Here is a 17,856-nt window from a genome sequence, read left to right as displayed (position 1 = left end):
CTCACTCGGCGCGGCCGCCGGGCTCCGGCTGCTCCTGTGACGCGAGGGCCGCGTCCAGAAGCACCTCGGCGACCGCCCGCGCCGCGGAGCCCGCGCCAGGGTCCCCGTCCATCCGGACGGACACGGCGGAACCGTCGTAGAGCAGTTGCAGCCGGCGCCCGAGGGTGCCCGCGTCCGCGACACCCGCCTCCCGGGCGAGCTCGGTCAGCAGACCGCGCACCCATACCCGGTAGTCGTTCGACGCCTGCTCCGTCCTGCTGCCGGGCTTGGCCTCGGCTCCGGCCGCGATGAACGCGCAGCCGCGGTACCCAGGACCCGTGAACGCTTCCGCCTGGGCGTCGAAGACGCCGAGCAGCCGCTCGCGCGGAGTGTCGTGACGACCGACGGCGGCGAGGACGCGACGGGCGGTGGCGGCGTGCCTGGCCTCCAGGTAGGCGTGGACCAACTCGTCCTTGCTGCCGAAGGTGTTGTAGAGGGACGCCTTGGCCACACCGGCCCGTTCGATGACCCGGTCGATACCGACGGTCTGCACTCCCTCGGCGTAGAACAGCTCGTTGGCCGCGGTCAGCAGGCGTGCGCGAGCCGAAGGCCTCGCCTCGGCCGGCTCAGCGGGCGATCCGGTGGTCGTGGCTGCCATCGGTGCTCCCTCCGATTCCGTGTGATCCGCGTGCTGCCGACACAATCCACCCTAGTGCCGTGCCAGGCCGCCGACATGGCCCTTGTCCGTCAGCAGTCCGGCCAGCGCCAGCAGGGCGAGGACGATGACCGCCGCCCCGTACTCGCGTGCCGTGGTGAGCAGGCCGCCGGCGTGGACGACCAGGTACCCGGCGATGACCGCGGGCAGGCCCATGCCCAGGTAGGACACGACGTACAGCAGGGACAGCACTCCGGACCGCTCGTGGGCCGCGGTCAGCGGCATCACTGTGCGGATGCCGCCCTGGAAGCCGCTGCCGAAGCCGATGCCGGCGATGGCGGTCCCGGTGAAGAACAGGGCCGTCGATCGGGTCTCGATCGAGAGGAGCGTCAGGGCGACGCCGGCGACGAGGGTGCCGATCCCGGTGAGCATGACCCCGCGCGGCGGTGCGGTGCGCAGGACGAGGGTAGCCGCGGCGGCCACTCCGGCCAGCACGAACAGGGCCAGTCCGCCGTAGACCGCGGACGTGGAGTGGGTCATGGTCCTCACCAGGGCCGGGCCCAGCGAACCGTAGAAGCCCGCGAGCGCCCAGACGGCTATCAGGACGGGGGCGGCGTTGAGGACCGCGCGCCGCACCGTCCGGGGCAGCTTGACGTCCGGGACCAGGGTGGCCAGCGCCCCGGGGGTGGGGGTCAGTGTCTCCTTCATGAGGAACACGCCCACGGCCTGGAGCGCGAAGACCGCGACCAGGGCCAGGTAGACCAGGTGAGTGGGCGCCGGGAGGTACTGGACGAGGAAGGTGGAGATCAGTGAGCCGCTGGCGGTACCGAGTCCGGGGGCGAAGGAGTTGGCGACGGTGCCCCGCCGCTTGTCGATGTCCAGCATTCCGGCACCGACGGCCCCCAGCGCTGCGCCGGTGGACAGGCCCTGGACCACCCGGCCGATCATCAGCTCCGGCACGCCGTGCGCGGTCGCGAACACGACCATCGCGGCTGCCTGGGCGGCGAGTGCCACCAGCAGGACCGGTCGCCGGCCGAGGTGGTCCGACAGCCGTCCGAGGGTGAGGAGCGACACCAGCACGGCGATCGCGTACACCCCGAAGACCAGAGTGGTCGTGACCGGGCTGAATCCCCATTCCTGCTGGTAGACGGCGTACAGCGGGGTCGGCGCGCTGGATGCGGCCAGGAACGACACGATGATCGAGGCCAGCAGGTAGAGCGCCGTTCGCTGGGGCAGCGTCCCCGTGGCGGACCGGTGCCGGTGTGCGGAGGACACGACAGGAGCCGCCGTTGCGCGGCCGTCTCCCGGGCTGCCGGCCTCGGCCGTCAGTGTGGTGGTACCGCCCTGGTCGTGTGAGGTGCGCTGCTCGGGCATGCCACCGTCCTGTGATGAGGAGATCGGTCCCTCCGTATTGAGTAGACCGGTCTGTCTAACCGCGGCGGAACGGGATTGCTTCCCGGTTCTCGAAAAAAACCGGACGACAGTCGTCCGGCAGACGGTCCGCCGGGACACCGCGTGACCGGCGGGCCGCGGGGTATTTCGGCGACACGTTCCGGCGCCCCTTCGGCGAGGCGCTGCCGTGGCTCGCCGAGGACGCCGAGCCCAACGCGGACCTGTGGGCGCCCGCGGACGAGTCGCGCGAACACATCGTCGCCCTGTACCAGCGGGTGTGGCGGCACGCCGACGCCACGATCACCGGCCTCGCGCTGGACGCGACGGGCCATGTGCCCTGGTGGTCCGAGGAACGGCAGGAGGTGACGCCGCATCAGATCCTTGTGCACGTGACGAGCGAGACCCACCGGCACGCGGGCCACGCCGACATCGTCCGCGAACTCCTCGACGGTGCGGTCGGGATGAGCGAGGGCAACGACAACATGCCCGCGGGCGACCGGTCGTGGTGGGACAGCCACAGGGACCGGCTGGAGCGCGCGGCCCGGACGGCCGCCCGCCACCCGGACGCCCCGTCCTCCTGACCGGCTCCCACCCCCGAGGCGGCGGTCGCGGCAGGACTCCAGGCAGGACTCCCGGCAGGACGGCGCTGGCCCCTTGTGGCCACTGTCCGGTATCGGAAACACCAGCTCTTGGTCATCGGAGGATCACCCGGCTAGAACTTGTGTGCGCCCGCACGGCGTTCACTCCGCCGGGATGGCCGGCCATCCCCCGAAGAAGGAGCTTTGGTGGCACCTGCACCTCCGCCTGCCCGCCCTCCGGTGAAGCGGCGGTCCGTCGCCGCGGCCGTCGCGGTCGCCGGTCTGCTCTTCCCCCTGGCCGTTGGCCAGCCCGCCGCCGTCGCGGCCCCGCCCCCGGCTCCGTCGCCCGCCGGCACGCCGCCCACCACCGGTCAACCGCCCACCGCGGGCCGGTACATCGTGACCCTGCGGGAGCCCGCCGCGGCGACGTACACCGGCGATGCGGCGGGCCGGGAGCGCACCGCGCCACGTGCCGGTGAAGGTCTGAAGACCGACTCCGCACCGGTCCGTGCCTACCGCGACCATCTGCGGCAGCGCCAGCGGGACGCGGCCGCCACGGTGGGCGCCCGGGTCATCTCCTCGTACTCCGCCGCGCTCAACGGCTTCACGGCCGAGCTGAAGCCGGAGCAGGCCGAACGGCTGCGCACCGACCCGACGGTGGTGTCGGTGGTCAAGGACGAACTGCGCAAGCCGCTGGCCGCCACGACCTCGACGGACTACCTCGGCCTGAGCGGCGAGCAGGGCGTGTGGGCCGCCAACGGCGGCGTCGGGAAGGCCGGCAAGGGCATCGTGGTCGGCGTCGTCGACACGGGAATCGCCCCCGAGAACCCGTCGTTCGCCGGTGCCAGGCTCGGCACCGAGCCGGGTCCCGAGCCGTACCTCGACGGCACCACCATCAAGTACCGCAAGGCCGACGGCGGTACGTTCAGCGGCACGTGCACGCCGGGCGTGCAGTTCACCGCCGCGGACTGCACCACCAAGATCGTGTCCGCGCGCTACTTCGTCGACAACTTCGGCGCGGACCACATAGGCGGCACCGCGATCGGCGAGTACCTGTCGCCGCGGGACGGCGAGGCGCACGGTTCGCACACGGCCAGCACGGCGGCGGGTGCGAACGGCGTCGACGCCGACCTCGGCGGCATCGCGGTGGGCAAGATCTCCGGAGTCTCCCCGGCCGCCAAGGTCGCCGCCTACAAGGCCTGCTGGAGCGGTCCCGACGCCGCGAGCCCCGACGACGACGGGTGTGCCACCGGAGACCTGCTCGCCGCGATCGACGCGGCCGTCGCCGACAACGTCGATGTGATCAACTACTCGATCGGCTCGGCGGGCGGCGCCCAGAGCACCGACTCGGTCGTCGACGAGGCGTTCCGCAACGCCGCCGCGAGCGGCATCTTCGTCGCCACCGCAGGCGGCAACGCCGGCCCCGACGCCAGTACCGTCGACAACGCCTCGCCGTGGATCACGACCGCCGCGGCCAGCACCATCCCGACCCGCGAGGCCACGGCCGAGCTCGGCGACGGCGTGAACCTGCTCGGCGCTTCGGTGTCGGTGCCCGCGGGCGGCCGCGGCGTCAGCGGTCCGCTGGTGGCGGCGTCCACCGCCGGGGCCGACGCGGCCACCCAGCCCCAGCTCTGCGGCCCGCAGAGCCTGGACCCTGCCAAAGTGACCGGCAGGATCGTGCTGTGCGAGCGGGGGGCGGTCGACCGGCTGGCCAAGTCCGCCGAGGTGAAGCGCGCGGGCGGGACCGGGATGATCCTGGTGAACCCGTCGCCCGACTCGGTGGACCTCGACGCGCACAGCGTTCCGACTCTCCACATCGACGCGGACGGCTACGACACGCTCGTCGCGTACGCCGCCACCGAGGCGCCGACGGTCACGCTGGTGGACGGCAATCCGCACCACCTCGCGTCGGCCGCGGCCCCGCAGATCGCGGGGTTCTCCTCGCGGGGACCGCTGACGGCCGACGGCGGCGACCTCATCAAGCCCGACCTCGCGGCGCCCGGCGTGGGCATTCTGGCCGACGGCGCGAACGCCGAGGGCGGACGGCCCGGGTTCACCTTCATGTCGGGTACCTCGATGGCCTCGCCGCATGTGGCGGGTCTCGCCGCGCTGTACCTGGGCGTCCATCCGCAGGCGACCCCGGCCGAGATCAAGTCCGCTTTGATGACGACCACGTCCCCGGCCGTCACCGCCGACGGGAAGCCGTCGCAGGACGTGTTCGCGCAGGGCAACGGCCAGGTCGACCCGACCCGGTACCTCAACCCCGGGCTGCTCTACCTCAACGGCCCCGCCGACTGGGCGCGGTATGTCGCAGCCCTCGGCGGCGACGCCTCCGCGCCCGCCCCCTCCGACCTCAACCTGGCCTCGATCGGCGTCGGTTCGCTCGCCGGGCGGCAGACCGTGACGCGTACGGTGACCTCGACCACGGCAGGGACCTTCACCGCCGACGCGGTGCGGATCCCCGGCGTGGAGACGACGGTCGAGCCGTCGGCCCTGACGTTCACGGCGCCGGGCCAGTCCAAGAGCTTCCGGGTGACCTTCACCCGGACCACGGCGCCGCTGGACGAGTACGCCACCGGTTATCTGACCTGGCGGAACGGCGCTCAGAGCGTACGCAGCGCCCTCGCGGTGCGCCCGGTGGCCCTGGTCGCGCCGGCGCAGCTCACGGCCTCGGGCAGTTCTGGCCGTACCACCGCGATCCTGCACGGCGGCGACGTCCGCGAGGTGCCGGTGACGGTGACCGGCCTGGCCAGGGGCCTGCGCGTCCAGGGTTCCGGGACCGTCGGCGGCCCGGCGCAGAACCACATCGTGCAGATCCCGGCCGGGACCACGCACGCTCGCTTCGATCTCGACGCGGCCGACAACACCGCCGACCTCGACCTGTCGGTCTACCGACTGAACAACTACGGCGACAAAACGCTGTTCGCCCGGGCGGCCACCGACTCCGCCGACGAGCGGCTCGATCTGGACGACCTGCCCGCCGGCCTCTACCAGGTCGAGGTCGACTTCTTCGCCGGGACCGGACCCCTCGGGTTCACCGTGACCAGCTTCGCGCTGAACGGCAACGGCGCCGAAGGCACCTTCACGGCCCGGCCCGCCACGGCGAGCCTGACGGTCGGCAGCACGACGGCCGTCACCCTGGACTGGAAGGGCCTGCGCAGCGGCGGGGTCTACCTCGGCCGCGTCGGGTACGGCGACACCGGCCGGAACACCTATGTGACGGTCACGAGCGATCCGCGCACCGGCCCGCCCACCGGCACCCCCGGCGCCCGGCCGAAGGTCACCGTCACACCCGACTACGCGGTGCCGGGCCGGTCCGTGATCGTCCTCGCGACCGGTCTGACCCCGGCCGTGGACTTCCAGGTCCGGATCAAGGGCTCCGCGCAGGTCCTCGCGAGCGGACGCACCAGCGACGACGGCGGGGCGGCCCTCTCGGTCACCCTGCCGGCGAAACTGGCCGCGGGGAAGCAGACCATGGAGGTCCGCTACGCCGGCCGGACCGCCGGTGACTCCTTCACCGTCAGTCCGCTGGTGCTGCGCGACCTCGACCATGTCGACCAGCAGGCGTTCGACGGTAACCCGCTGGTCGCGCTCTCCGGCGGCGTCCAGGGCAAGGGCAGGGTGAACGTCACCATCCGGGGCGCCTCGGGCGTCTACCTGAACCGGACCGTCCCGGTCGACTCCACCGGCTGGCCCTGGCTCAGCTGGAAGTCGGACCTGGTCGAGACCAGGGCGCAGAAGCTCACGGCGACCCTCACGGTGGTCCAGGACAACGGCCGTACCGGGCAGAGCAAGTCGGTGACCTGGAAGCCGGCCGCGTCGGCCCCGAGCTCGGCGTCGATCGCCAAGGACCCGAAGGCGGCGCATGCCGCGAAGCTCAAGTACACCAACGGGACGGACCGCACCGCCTTCCCGACGCTGCGCTACAAGCTCAGCGGCGGGGACGTGATCTTCACGACCCTGATGATCGACCCCGGCGTCACGGTCACCCGCTCCTACGACACGACCGGCGTCGACCACCTCGACCTCGTACTCGACGGGGCGGCCGTCGCGACCTACCGGAACCGGCAGCAGAGCAGGTCGAGCGGCCGGCCGGCCATGGCGGAGCCCTTCTACGCGACGTTCCAGCGCGGAAAGTCGCGGCACGAGGGCGATCCGGTGGCGATGACCCTCACCAACCGCCCGGCGGCCTACAGCGCCGAGTTCATCCTCACGGCCGGTCAGGGCACCGAGGTCTACGCGGGGACGAGCTTCTTCCACAACGAGAAGATCCCCACTCCCCGCAGTCCGCAGGAAGGGACGCCGGTCTCCCGGACCCTCTCCGTGCCCTCCGGCCGGCCGTTGTGGGCGACGGCGGGCTTCGAGGTCCACGGCCCGATCATCGCGTACGTGGCGGACCGGTACCTGCTGATGACGCCGATGAGCGCGGACGACCTCCGGCCGGTGCGCGCATCGCACTCCGGCACGCCGTTCGTGGTCGACGTCTCCCCGCGGCAGGCGGCCGGGGGAACGACCGTGTCGGTGACGGCGGCCGGGCTGGCCCCGCACGAGGCCTACACCGTGCGCCTCGGCGGCCGGATCGCCGGGACCGGCCGGGCCACCGCGTCGGGCTTCGCCCACGCCTTCGTGCGGGTACCGCCCGCCCACGGACGGACCACGTCGGTCCGGGTGACGGGCAGCCGCCCGGACCGGACCGGCGGGACCGAACTGGGCACGCGCGGATAGTCCGCTCGCCTACCGCCGCGGGACCGCCGGCCGACATCGCGTCGGCCGGCGGTCCCCTGTCCTGCGGGCGTCAGTGCCTGCTCGGCCCGGATGGTCCTGCCGCGTGGAGCACAGGGATCCGGTGTCGGCGTCGTCGGACACCTCGACGGTCAGCGTGCGGTGGCGGATCACGCACATCCGGATGGCGCCCGCCGCATGCCGGATCAGATCGGTGACGGGTTCGCTGACGACCAGGTCGGTGGTGGTACCGCACTGCCACAGCCCGCACCACCGCGTCACCCGCTCGTGGTCGGTCTGCGGGGTCACCCCGCGCGGCACCTCGTAGGTGACCGAGTCGGCGAATCTCCCGGGGAGCCGATACGGCACCGGCCACCGCGCGGCGCAGCCGGCTCAGCCGGTCACCGGACGGAGCCGCCGCTCCTCAGCACCTCGTCCACGGCCCGGGGACAGCGCCATCCGGGAGGCCGGCTCCCGCGGACCCGCACCCATCACCACGGCGGCGGGGAGGCCCCGCATCGCCGGCACCGCGGGACCGGCCCGGGGTGTCCGCCCTCCGCCCTGTGCAGCGCGCCGCCGCCGGGATGGCGTCGGACCAGGGCCGCGTCAGAGACGGACGACGACCACGGCGGTGTCATCGGTGGAGGCGCTGAGGGTCATCAGGCCGTCCGCGAGGTCCTCGACGTCGTCGTGGTGGTGCCGGGCGAGGCGCTCGGAGAGGCGTCCGAGGCCTTGGTCGATGTCCTCACCCCGGCGCTCGATCAGTCCGTCGGTGTAGAGGACGAGGACGGCGCCCTCGGGGTACGCGCGCGTCGCCTGCGGGCGGAGTGCGTGCTCGACCGCGGCGCCCAGGGGCGGGTCCGTGGCCCGGTCCAGGAAGTCCACCGTCCCGTCCGGATCGACCAGGACCGGTGGCGGATGGCCCGCGCTGCTGTACAGGAGCCGGCGCTCGGCCGAGGCGACGACGACCTGCACGGCGGTCGTGGACAGAGCGCCCTCGACGCAGCGCGCGTACAGGTCGAGCGCGTCGAGGGCCGCGGCGGGCCCGTTGACGACACGGACTGCGGCGGTCAGCGCGCTGCGCAACTGGCCCATGACACCGGCCGCCGCGAGACCGTGGCCGACGACGTCACCGACCGCGACCGCGTAATTCCCGTCCGGCAGCCACGTCACGTCGTACCAGTCGCCGCAGACGTTGAGGCTGTTCACGGCGGGGCGGTAGCGCACGGCGCAGGGGTGACGGCCGAGCGGCTGGGGCGGCGGCATCATCGCCTGCTGGAGGGCGAGCGCCACGTGCCGCTCCTGGGCGTTGGCGCGCCGCAGCCGTTCGTTGACCTGCTGCAACTGGCGGGAGCGGGCGTACAGCTCCAGTTCGACCTGATGGTGCCGCTCGTCCGTGGCGGGCCCGACGTCGCGGACCAGGTCGGTGATCTCCGCCAGGCGGTGCACGATCAGCACCACCTCGCCGTCCGCGTCCAGGACGGGGGCGTTGACCGGGCTCCAGTAGCGCTGCGTGTACACCCCCGGGCGGTCGGGTTCCTCCACGTCGTGGCGGAAGGGGCCGGCGACGTCCTGCGCGCCGGTCTCCAGCACCCGGCGCAGTGACGCACGCATGACCTTCAGGCCGCCCCCCTCGGCGTCGCCGGGATTGTCGGGGAAGGCATCGAAGACATGCCAGCCGACGAAGCGGTCCCGGCCGCGGCCGAACAGGTCCCGGTAGGCCGCGTTCGCGTCCAGGATGACGAGCCCGGGGGTGAGCAGCAGCATCGCGCTGGGCGACGCCTCGAAGACGGCCGCGTAGTCGGTGTCCACGGCACTCACCCGGCTTCCCGCACCCGACGCGGTGATCAGGGGGCCTTCGCGGTCCCCGCTTTCTCAGTATGCGCGCCGGGCCCCCGGCCGCCCGGTGGTCCGCGACGGCGGGCATCGCTGACGCGTTCTCCCCGGATGCCGGACGGGGCGGCCCACGCCGTCCCTGTCGCCTGCCGCCTGCCGCCTGCCGCCTGCCGCCTGCCGCCTGCCGCCTGCCGAGACCGCGGCTCCCCTCGGGATCGTCATCGCCCGTTCGGGTGAAGCCTCATGGGGCTCCGGAGCGAGCACCGGCCCGTACGCCCGCAGCCGACGGCACAGGCGCCGGTGCCGCCTGTGTCGGCTGACATCCCGCCGATCGACACCCGGTTGTAACGCGGCGTTACCCGCCCGTGCCGCGCGCAGGGAACGATGGGGGTGACGAGGCCGTCGCGTGACGTTTTTCCACCGAATGCGGCAAGGCCGTCATGCTCGCCGCAATCGGGGGTAGACGCGCGCCGGACGGCCGGAAACCGGCCCACGAACGACCGCCGCGGAGGTTCCTGATGTTCCCCCAGCCTCAAACGGGACGGCCCGCTGCGGCCATGACGTTCCACCAGATGCTGGAAAGGGTGCGGTACGACGGCGCCCACCCCACGTTGGAGCGGGCCGAGCAGGCGGCACGCACCGTGCTGGCCGCGCTCGGCCGGCAGGTGACCGGGGACGAACGCGTCGACCTGGCCGCCTGCCTGCCCGTCGAGGCCGCCCTCGTCCTCACCGCAGAGATCCCCGCCACCGTGCCGCTCCCGGGGGACGTCTTCGTCCGCGACCTCGCGGCCCGCACCGGCGGCACACCCGCCACCGCTCGCTGGAACGCCTGCACCGTCCTCGCCGTCGTCGCCCGGCTGGCCGGGACCGCCCTGGTCACCCGGATCCTCGAACAGCTTCCCGACGGCTATGCCTTGCTCTTCGGCCGGACCGAGCTGGCCCCCGCGGCCTGACCGCGCCCGCCCTGCCGCCCGCCCCGACGACACGCCCGGGACGAAGGGCGGCGCCGCCGCGTCCGACAGCCGCGGGGCCCGCCCGACGGGCTCCGCGGGCGGCCGGGCGGGCGGGGCGCGCGGCTAGATTGAATGCGTGATCAAGCAAGCCGGCGGGGCACGTCGTGGGCGCGCCCCGTACATCGCGGCCGCGGGGGTGTTCGCGGTCGGCATGGCGGGGACCACGCTGCCCACACCGCTGTACGGGCTCTACCGGGAACAGATCGGGTTCTCCGAGCTGATCGTGACGGTGGTCTTCGCGGTCTACGCGATCGGCGTGATCGCCGCCCTGCTGATCGCCGGCGACTTCTCGGACGTCCTCGGCCGGCGGCCGGTGCTGCTGTCCGCTCTCGGGCTGTCGGTGCTGAGCGCGGTGTGCTTCCTCTTCCAGAACGGGCTGCCGCTGCTGTTCGCCGGACGGCTGCTCTCCGGATTCTCCGCCGGTCTGCTCAGTGGGGCCGCGACAGCCGCCGTGCTCGAACTGGCCCCGCCAGGACTGCGCGCACGGGCGGCTTTCGCGGCCACCGCCGCGAACATGGGGGGCCTGGGGTGCGGACCGCTGCTGTCGGGGATCCTGGCCCAGTACGCGCCGTGGCCGCTACGGCTGCCCTTCCTCGTGCACATCGTCCTGCTCATGGCGGCCCTCGCCGTCACGGGCGCGCTGCCCGAGACGGTGGCGCGTCGCACCCCCCGGCCCCCGCTGCACCCTCAGGGCATGGTCGTGCCGCCACCGGCGCGCGCGGCGTTCGTACCGGCCGGGCTGGCCGCGTTCGCGGGCTTCTCCCTGCTCGGGCTCTTCACCGCGGTGGCACCGGGCTTCCTCGCGCAGACGCTGGGAGTGCACAACCTGGCCGTCATCGGCGCGGTCGTCTTCTCCGTGTTCGGCTCCTCCACCGTCGGTCAGCTGCTGACGGGCCGCATGGGCGCGCGGCGCGCGTTGCCGGCCGGGTGTCTGCTGATGACCGCGGGTATGGCCGTGGTGGCGACGTCGCTGCTGACGGAGTCCCTGCCGGTGCTGGTGGTGGGCGCCATGGTCGGCGGCCTCGGCCAGGGGATGTCCTTCCGGGCGGGCCTCGCCGCGGTGAGTGCGGTGGCTCCGGACGAGCACCGGGGTGCGACGATCTCGGCCTTCTTCGTCGTGGCCTACGTCGGAATCTCCGTACCGGTGGTCGGAGTCGGCGCCCTCTCCCTCGCGCTGGGCCTGCGGAACGCGGAGATCCTCTTCGCGCTGTACGTGGTCCTGATGTCGGCCACCGTGGGCGTGTTCCTCCTCCGCAGACCCCCACGCGCCGGCTGACGCGGGGCGGACGACCGGCCCGGAAGCACACTGCAACGCCGCCCGGCCGCCGTCCACTTGCGCGGCCTTCCCCATGGGGCCGGAGGACCTAGGACCTGCGCCGGTTACGCGGCGAGGCCGCGCCCCCTAGTGTCCGCGTACGTGGACGGAACAGGGATACTCGACGAGGCACTCGAACGGCTGCACAGGACCGGGCCCGAGCGCCTGGGGCGGCTCAGCAACCACGCGCCGATGGCGGTCGAGGCACTGACCGCGCACGGGCAGGCGGGCGGTGTGCACCGCTGGCTCGACCGGTACTCCCCGAAGTTGGAGGAGTTCCCCTCGGGCACCGCGCCCGTGACGGCCTCCAACTGGCGGGAGGCCCTGGGCGACCCGCGCCGGCTGGCCGACTGGATCGCCTTCTTCGGGCGGGAAATCGCCGAACACCCGTGGCGGGACGTGCTCACCCAGTGGTGGCCGCGCCTGCTGCCCGGGATGTACGGCGGGTCGACGCATCCGGTGATCAGGGTCGGCCACGCCGTACGGACGCTGCTCGCCGGGGAGGAGACCGGGCCGCGGCTCGGCGAACTCGCCCAGGGGCTGGGCTACTGGGCCGCGCGCCACCATCCCGTCACGGGTCTCGGCGTGCTGCCGGCGGGGGCGGACACCGCCGACGCCGCCCTCGACGCCGTGCCGCCCCTGGCGATGCGTACCGGAGGTTTCCCCGACCGGCTGGCCCGCGTGACCGGCGTGCCCGCGTGGGCCGACGGCGTCCACGACCCGCACGTCGCACGGCAGCGGCTCACCGAACTCGTCCGGGCGGCAATCCACCGGTACGCCACCCACGGCCACGGCGAGGCGACGATGCTCGTCCACGCGGCCACCGCGCCCAACGCCGTCCTGCGCACGCTGCCCGCGCTGCCCGAGACCCTCTGGCTGCCGAGCTTGCGTGCCGCCTGGGCGGCCTCCGCGGCGGTGACCGCGATGTACGCGCCCGACGCGCCCGTCCCCTGGTCCCCGCCGAGCGGTGTCACACCGCAGGAGATCCTGCCGTCGGCCCTGGCCCACGGGGACGAACACGTCATCAAGTTCACCGACACCGCCATGGACGTCGGCGACGAGCGGGCGGTGGCGGCCGCCCTGCGCTGCATCGAACTGAGCGAACCGCTGACGTAGCCGTCCCATGCCGTGTCGTGCCGTGCCGCCGCCCGGGGCAAATCCCCGCACCCCGTTCCGTCCCGGCAGGTCAGCGGGGTACGGTGGCACAACGGTCAAGATCGGCACACGTGGAGGAACCGGCATGGACGCGACCAGCGGAGCGGGGCCTGGCCGCCCGCCCGGCGACAGAGTGCGCCCGGACGGCTTGACCACCCGCCAGGCCCGCATCGTCGAGGCCGTCCTGCAGTCGGTGGCCCAGCGCGGCTACCCGCCGTCGATGCGGGAGATCGGCCAGGCCGTGGGGCTCGCCAGCACCTCGTCCGTCGCCCACCAGGTGGGCGCGCTCCAGCGCAAGGGCGTGCTGGAGCAGGACCCGCACCGCCCGCGGGCCTACCGGGTGCGGTCCGCGTCGCCGCAGGGGCCCGCCGTCGCGGAGCCCGCGGACATGCCCGCGGCCGCCTATGTTCCGGTGGTCGGGCGGATCGCCGCGGGCGCGCCGATCCTGGCCGAGGAGGTCGTCGAGGACGTCTTCGCCCTGCCGCGGGAAGTGGTGGGCGAGGGCGAGTTGTTCGCGCTGAAGGTGGCAGGCGACTCCATGCTCGGCGCCGCGATCTGCGACGGCGACTGGGTGACGGTGCGGCGGCAGCCGACCGCGGAGAACGGCGACATCGTCGCCGCCATGCTCGACGGCGAGGCGACCGTCAAGCGCCTCAAGCAGGAGGACGGCCACGTCTGGCTGCTCCCGGAGAATCCCGCGTACGCGCCGATCCCCGGCGAGAACGCGACGATCCTGGGCAAGGTCGTCGCCGTCCTCCGGACCCTGTGAGGCACCCGGCCGGTCAGCCCTGGTGCGAGCGCTGCCACGCGTCGCGTGAGACCGGGACGGGCCGCGGCACGAAGGAGCCGTCGACGTAGAGGTCGACGTGCTCGTTGTAGAAGGCGACCATCCCGGCGATCGCCGCCACCTGCGGGGTGGGGAAGTCGTAGGCCCAGGCGATGTCGGCGTGGGTGGCGGTCCGCGAGGTGAACGACCAGTACTCGCTGGTCGTCCCCTTGTAGGGGCAGGCCGTCACCGTGTCCGCGGGACCGAGCACGGTCCAGTCGACGTAGGGGCGTTCCAGGTAGTAGCGGGTCGGCAGGCCCGTCTCGAACAGGAGCACCGCGTGCGGCGCGTCCGCCAGGACCACCCCGTCCACCTCCACGCGGACGCGGCTGGAGGACCGCAGGGCGTCGACGCGGGTGTAGGGGCTGCGGGGGTGCACGAAGACCTGCTCGTCCTCCTCGTACCAGGCGTCGATGGCGTCCCACCGGAAGCGGGCCGTGCCGAGCAGCCGCTCGGGGGCCCCCTCTTCCCACACCCAGGCGGCGCCTTCGCGGACCTGCGATCCGACGCGGAGCGCGTGCCGTCGCGCGGGTCCCGGGCTGAGCTTTCCGGTGCGGCCCTCGTCGGTCAGGGCGCCCTCGGCGACGTCACCCACGGGGATGCTGTACTGCGGATAGCCCGGCCACTCCCACACGTACAGCGCACTCCTGGTGTCGAGGACCGTCCGGCCCTCGACGGTTCCCCGAATGCGCCGCGGGACCGGCTCCACGTGTCCGACCGGGACGATGAGCCCCGGGTGGTTCGCTCGCGCTTCCGACATGGACATCCTCCTGGGACGGTCTTCGCTCCCCTCCAGCATGGGCCGCCGACCGCGGTGGCGCCGCGTCCGCCCTGCCGTCGAGTCCCCTCCGCCCGGCGGTGGCCCGCCTACGGCTGGAAGTACTCCGACATCAGGTGACCGACCGATGCCGGCTGAGTGACGTCCACCGCGCGGAAGCATACGGGTGCGACGAGTGGGCTTTCGTCCCGGTTGTGGCGCATATACGGTGATGTAGGAGGTCTGCGATGACGGAATACGACCACATCGTCGTCGGCGGAGGAACCGCCGGATGCGTGCTGGCGGCCCGGTTGTCCGAGAACCCCCACGCCCGGGTGCTGCTTCTGGAGGCCGGCCCGGCGCACACGTCCGACGCCGTCGCGGATCCCGCGCGGTGGATGAGCCTGATCGGCGGCGACATGGACTGGGGATGCTCCACCACCGTCGCGGGGCACGACGACGAGCGGACCGTGATCCCCTATCCCCGAGGGAAGACTCTCGGGGGGTCGAGCAGCATCAACGGGATGATCCACCTGCGCGGGCACGCGGCCGGCTACGACGCCTGGGAGGCAGCGGGCGCCACCGGCTGGAATCACCGGAGCCTGCTGCCGTACCTGCGGCGCAGCGAACGCACCGAGGGCCGCGATCCGGAGTACCGCGGCACCCAGGGCCCCATGCGCGTGGCGCCGGCGCCCGTCGCGCACCCGGTCTCCTCCGCCTGCCTCGGCGCGCTGCAGTCCGCGGGCCACCGCCTCACGACCGACATCAACGGCCGGCATCCTCTGGGCGGCGGATGGCTGGACCTCAACATCGTCGACGGCGTACGGCAGAGCGCCGCCGACGGCTATCTGCGGCCCGTGCTGGACCGGGCCAACCTGACCGTGCTCGCGGACACGCTCGTCCGGCGGCTCCTGCTCGACCGGGGACGCTGCACCGGCGTGGAATACGACCGCGAAGGCCGCACCGAGCGGGCGGTCGCCGCGGAGGTCGTGCTCGCCGCGGGGGCCATCGGCTCGCCCCAGTTGCTCATGCTGTCCGGCATCGGACCGGCCGACGACCTGCGGCGCGTGGGCATCGACGTCACGGTGGACTCCCCCGGCGTGGGGGCCGATCTGCACGACCATCCCGTCTGCGTCGTCAACTACCGTGCGGCACGGGCCCTGCCCGCGCCCGCCGGCCCCGCGTTCGACGCGGCCGCGACGCTGTGCAGCGACCACTCGACGACCGTGCCCGACCTGCAGATCCTCTTCTTCAGCGTGTCGTACGCCCCTCCCCCGCTGACCGCCGCGGAAGGCGGCTTCAGCTTCGTCGTGGGCCTCATGGCGCCCGACAGCCGCGGTTCCGTCCGGCTCTCGGGTGCCGACCCCCGCGACGCGCCCGTCGTCGACGCCGGCTTGCTGGCCGAGCGGTCGGACGTCGACCGGCTGGCCGAGGGCGTCGAGCTCGCACGGGACGTCGGGCGGCAGCACACCCTGGACGCCTGGCGCGGGGAGGAGGCCCTGCCCGGGGGCGACGTGCGCGACGAGGCCGCGCGGCGGGCGTACGTACGGCACGGCGTCGGCAGCTACTACCACCCCGTGGGCACCTGCCGCATGGGCTCCGACGACCGTTCCGTCGTCGACCCGCGGTTGCGGGTCCGCGGCGTCGACGGTCTGCGCGTCGCCGACGCCTCCGTCATGCCGTCCATCGTGTCCGCCAACCCCAATGCGACCGTGCTGGCCGTGGCGGAACGGGCGGCCAACCTGATCAGGAACCCGCAGCCGCACGAGGGAGAGGCCGCCGGGCCGTGACTGCGTCCCCTGGCAAAGGCGGCGCGGTCGCGGTGGCGGGACTGCTACTGGGCCTCTGCGCGCCCGCCTCCCCCGCGACCGCGACCACGACCGCGTCCGTGTCCGTGTCCGCGTGGCCCACGGCGCTCGTCCGGCTCTACGCCGAGAGGCCGGCGACGGCGGACAGCGTGGCGGCCGCCAAGTGGGGCACGCACGAACCCATCGACGATCCCGCCCGCGAACGCCGGATCCTCGCCGAGGCGATGGGACAGGCGGCGTCCCTCGGGGTGAGCCCGGCCCTCGCCGCTCGGGTGCTCAGCGATCAGATCGAAGCGGGCAAGCTGGTGCAGCGGGGTCTGTACCGGTTCTGGGAACGGCATCCCGCGCTGCGTCCGCGGACGCGTCCCGACCTGGCCCGGACGGTCAGGCCACGGCTGGACCGCGTCGACGCCGCACTGCTGCGCGCCCTGGCGGCCGCCGGGCCGGGTCCCGGCGGTGAGCGGTGCGCCGCCCTGATGGCTCGGGCCGCGGCCACCCGGGCGGCGGACCGGCTCGACGCCCTGCACCGACGGGGCCTGGCGCGCGCACGGGAGCACACCTGCGTGGGCGCCGGCGGCTGACCGTCCCGGGCCGGCAGGGGCGGGCCGGTCAGGCCGTGGCGGCCGGGCGCTTGAGCTGCTCGGCGACCGTCTTCAGCAGTTCGTCGGACAACTGCGGGTCGGCGACCGCCCGTGACATCAAGATCGCGCCGACCATGGCGCTCAGCGTGAGCATGGCGTCGGCCCGTGTCTCCTCGGGGTCGTCGCCCTGCGCGGCCTCGCCGATGAGTTCCAGATAGCCGCGCACCTGCTTCTCGTACGCGTCCTTCATCTCGGCGACGCCGCGGCCCGCCGCGGCACCCAGCGTCACCAGGGCGCACCCCGTTCCGGGGGCGTCACGGTGGCGCGCGCTGAGGTAGGCGTCGATCAGTCCGGTGCGCGGTTCCTCGGGGTCGTGGCGGGCAGCCTCGGCCATCTTGGCCTCGCCGTCCTCCAGGGCCAGGGTCGCGGCCTGGACCATGAGTTCCTCGCGGGACGTGAAGTGCTTGTAGAACCCGCCGTGGGTGAGACCCGCCTCTTTCATCAGGTCCGCGACACCCGGGGCGGTCATGCCCTCCTCGCGGATACGGCGGGCGGCGATCCTGAGGACCCGTTCGCGCGATTCCGCCTTTGCTGCCTGGGAGTGACCCATCTGAAGACCTCCCGGATGTCGTTCAGGCTGCACCGGTCAAGTGTGGATGACGGGCATCATACACCCTGACCGCCACGCTCATGCGGGGAACGGCACGTCGCCCGGCACGCGCTCCCAGACGAGAACGCCGTCGCGCCGCGCACCCCAGATGAGAGCGGGCTCACGCAGGGCCAGACGGAGCCTCGGGCCCTCCCATCCGACGGTCCTGACCTGAGGCACACCCACCCAGTTGGGGAACAGGCTCAGCCCCACGTGGTGCACCACGAGATCGTCCTCGGGCACCTCGTAGGTCCCCCCGTAGGCGAGGTAGCCGAGAGCCGCGGCCGCCAGTTCCCCCGGCAGGCCCCTCTCCAGGCGCCCTTCACGGAAGGCGGGGCGGCCGGGACGCATGATCTGGGCCGACATATGGCCGCCGGGGGTGTACACGATCAGCCCTTGGGGCCGCGCCCCGAAGGGCTCGACGACGTCGCCGCCCTCGACCGCGATCGCCCTGTAGGACACCAGGCGCCACGCGCCGATCAGGGCCTCGCGCAGCTCATCGGGCTTCATTTCGTGCCTCCTCGCTCTCCTGACCCGCTTCGCCCATGAGGCGCTCCGGGTGCAATCTGGATGACGGCAATCATACAGAT

14 protein-coding genes and 1 pseudogene are annotated in these 17,856 nt (G+C 73.3%); 8 read left to right on the top strand and 7 right to left on the bottom strand.

Going from position 1 to position 17,856, the window contains the following annotated elements; all coding sequences use genetic code 11:
• Position 1 precedes the first annotated feature (1 nt).
• Together RV983_RS34875 and RV983_RS34870 are read right to left on the bottom strand one after the other, a co-directional pair.
• Positions 2-637 carry a TetR/AcrR family transcriptional regulator gene (locus RV983_RS34875; protein WP_475989712.1) on the bottom strand — a complete coding sequence of 212 codons (636 nt, stop codon included), beginning with the start codon at positions 635-637 and terminating at the stop codon, positions 2-4.
• 51 nt (positions 638-688) lie between these two features.
• Positions 689-2,008 (bottom strand): MFS transporter, encoded by a 1,320-nt coding sequence (locus RV983_RS34870; RefSeq protein ID WP_475989711.1) that lies wholly within the window; start codon positions 2,006-2,008, stop codon positions 689-691.
• Between the two features lie 158 nt (positions 2,009-2,166).
• Here RV983_RS34870 and RV983_RS34865 point away from each other — a divergent pair.
• Both RV983_RS34865 and RV983_RS34860 read left to right on the top strand, forming a co-directional pair.
• Positions 2,167-2,607 (top strand): annotated as a pseudogene (locus RV983_RS34865) (mycothiol transferase); the annotation flags it as partial.
• A gap of 204 nt (positions 2,608-2,811) precedes the next feature.
• Entirely contained in the window at positions 2,812-7,329 is a 4,518-nt protein-coding gene (locus RV983_RS34860) for a S8 family peptidase (RefSeq protein ID WP_475989710.1), read from the top strand.
• Between the two features lie 9 nt (positions 7,330-7,338).
• Here the strand turns inward: RV983_RS34860 and RV983_RS34855 are convergent, their stop codons facing one another.
• Together RV983_RS34855 and RV983_RS34850 are read right to left on the bottom strand one after the other, a co-directional pair.
• A complete protein-coding gene (locus RV983_RS34855; RefSeq protein WP_475989709.1) occupies positions 7,339-7,635 on the bottom strand; it encodes a hypothetical protein in 297 nt (98 codons plus the stop codon).
• A gap of 297 nt (positions 7,636-7,932) precedes the next feature.
• Complete coding sequence (locus RV983_RS34850) at positions 7,933-9,147, bottom strand: PP2C family protein-serine/threonine phosphatase (RefSeq protein ID WP_475989708.1); 1,215 nt, start codon at positions 9,145-9,147, stop codon at positions 7,933-7,935.
• A 572-nt stretch (positions 9,148-9,719) separates the two neighbouring features.
• On the opposite strand from RV983_RS34850, the gene RV983_RS34845 reads away from it, so the two are divergent.
• The 4 genes from RV983_RS34845 to lexA all read left to right on the top strand — a co-directional run bounded on the left by RV983_RS34845 (position 9,720) and on the right by lexA (position 13,414).
• The gene (locus RV983_RS34845; protein ID WP_475989707.1) at positions 9,720-10,115 is read left to right on the top strand and encodes a DUF2267 domain-containing protein; all 396 of its coding nucleotides are present in this window, start codon (positions 9,720-9,722) and stop codon (positions 10,113-10,115) included.
• A 136-nt stretch (positions 10,116-10,251) separates the two neighbouring features.
• A complete protein-coding gene (locus RV983_RS34840; RefSeq protein WP_475989706.1) occupies positions 10,252-11,451 on the top strand; it encodes an MFS transporter in 1,200 nt (399 codons plus the stop codon).
• 141 nt (positions 11,452-11,592) lie between these two features.
• A complete protein-coding gene (locus RV983_RS34835; RefSeq protein ID WP_475989705.1) occupies positions 11,593-12,606 on the top strand; it encodes a questin oxidase family protein in 1,014 nt (337 codons plus the stop codon).
• 124 nt (positions 12,607-12,730) lie between these two features.
• Complete coding sequence (gene lexA / locus RV983_RS34830) at positions 12,731-13,414, top strand: transcriptional repressor LexA (protein WP_475989704.1); 684 nt, start codon at positions 12,731-12,733, stop codon at positions 13,412-13,414.
• Positions 13,415-13,427: 13 nt separating this feature from the next.
• Here the strand turns inward: lexA and RV983_RS34825 are convergent, their stop codons facing one another.
• Entirely contained in the window at positions 13,428-14,231 is an 804-nt protein-coding gene (locus tag RV983_RS34825) for a DUF427 domain-containing protein (RefSeq protein ID WP_475989703.1), read from the bottom strand.
• Between the two features lie 245 nt (positions 14,232-14,476).
• Between RV983_RS34825 and RV983_RS34820 the strand changes: the two genes are divergently transcribed.
• Positions 14,477-16,018, top strand: coding sequence for a GMC family oxidoreductase (locus RV983_RS34820; RefSeq protein ID WP_475989702.1), 1,542 nt, complete (start codon positions 14,477-14,479; stop codon positions 16,016-16,018).
• The gene (gene aroQ, locus RV983_RS34815; RefSeq protein WP_475989701.1) at positions 16,015-16,617 is read left to right on the top strand and encodes a gamma subclass chorismate mutase AroQ; all 603 of its coding nucleotides are present in this window, start codon (positions 16,015-16,017) and stop codon (positions 16,615-16,617) included. The genes RV983_RS34820 and aroQ overlap by 4 nt, the downstream gene beginning before the upstream one ends.
• A 28-nt stretch (positions 16,618-16,645) precedes the next feature.
• Here the strand turns inward: aroQ and RV983_RS34810 are convergent, their stop codons facing one another.
• Both RV983_RS34810 and RV983_RS34805 read right to left on the bottom strand, forming a co-directional pair.
• A complete protein-coding gene (locus RV983_RS34810; RefSeq protein WP_475989700.1) occupies positions 16,646-17,227 on the bottom strand; it encodes a TetR/AcrR family transcriptional regulator in 582 nt (193 codons plus the stop codon).
• A 78-nt stretch (positions 17,228-17,305) separates the two neighbouring features.
• A complete protein-coding gene (locus RV983_RS34805) occupies positions 17,306-17,776 on the bottom strand; it encodes a lipocalin-like domain-containing protein (protein WP_475989699.1) in 471 nt (156 codons plus the stop codon).
• Positions 17,777-17,856 lie beyond the last annotated feature (80 nt).

It is taken from the genome of Streptomyces sp. RLA123, from assembly GCF_056270165.1.
This window is presented reverse-complemented; position numbering and strand designations above follow the sequence as displayed.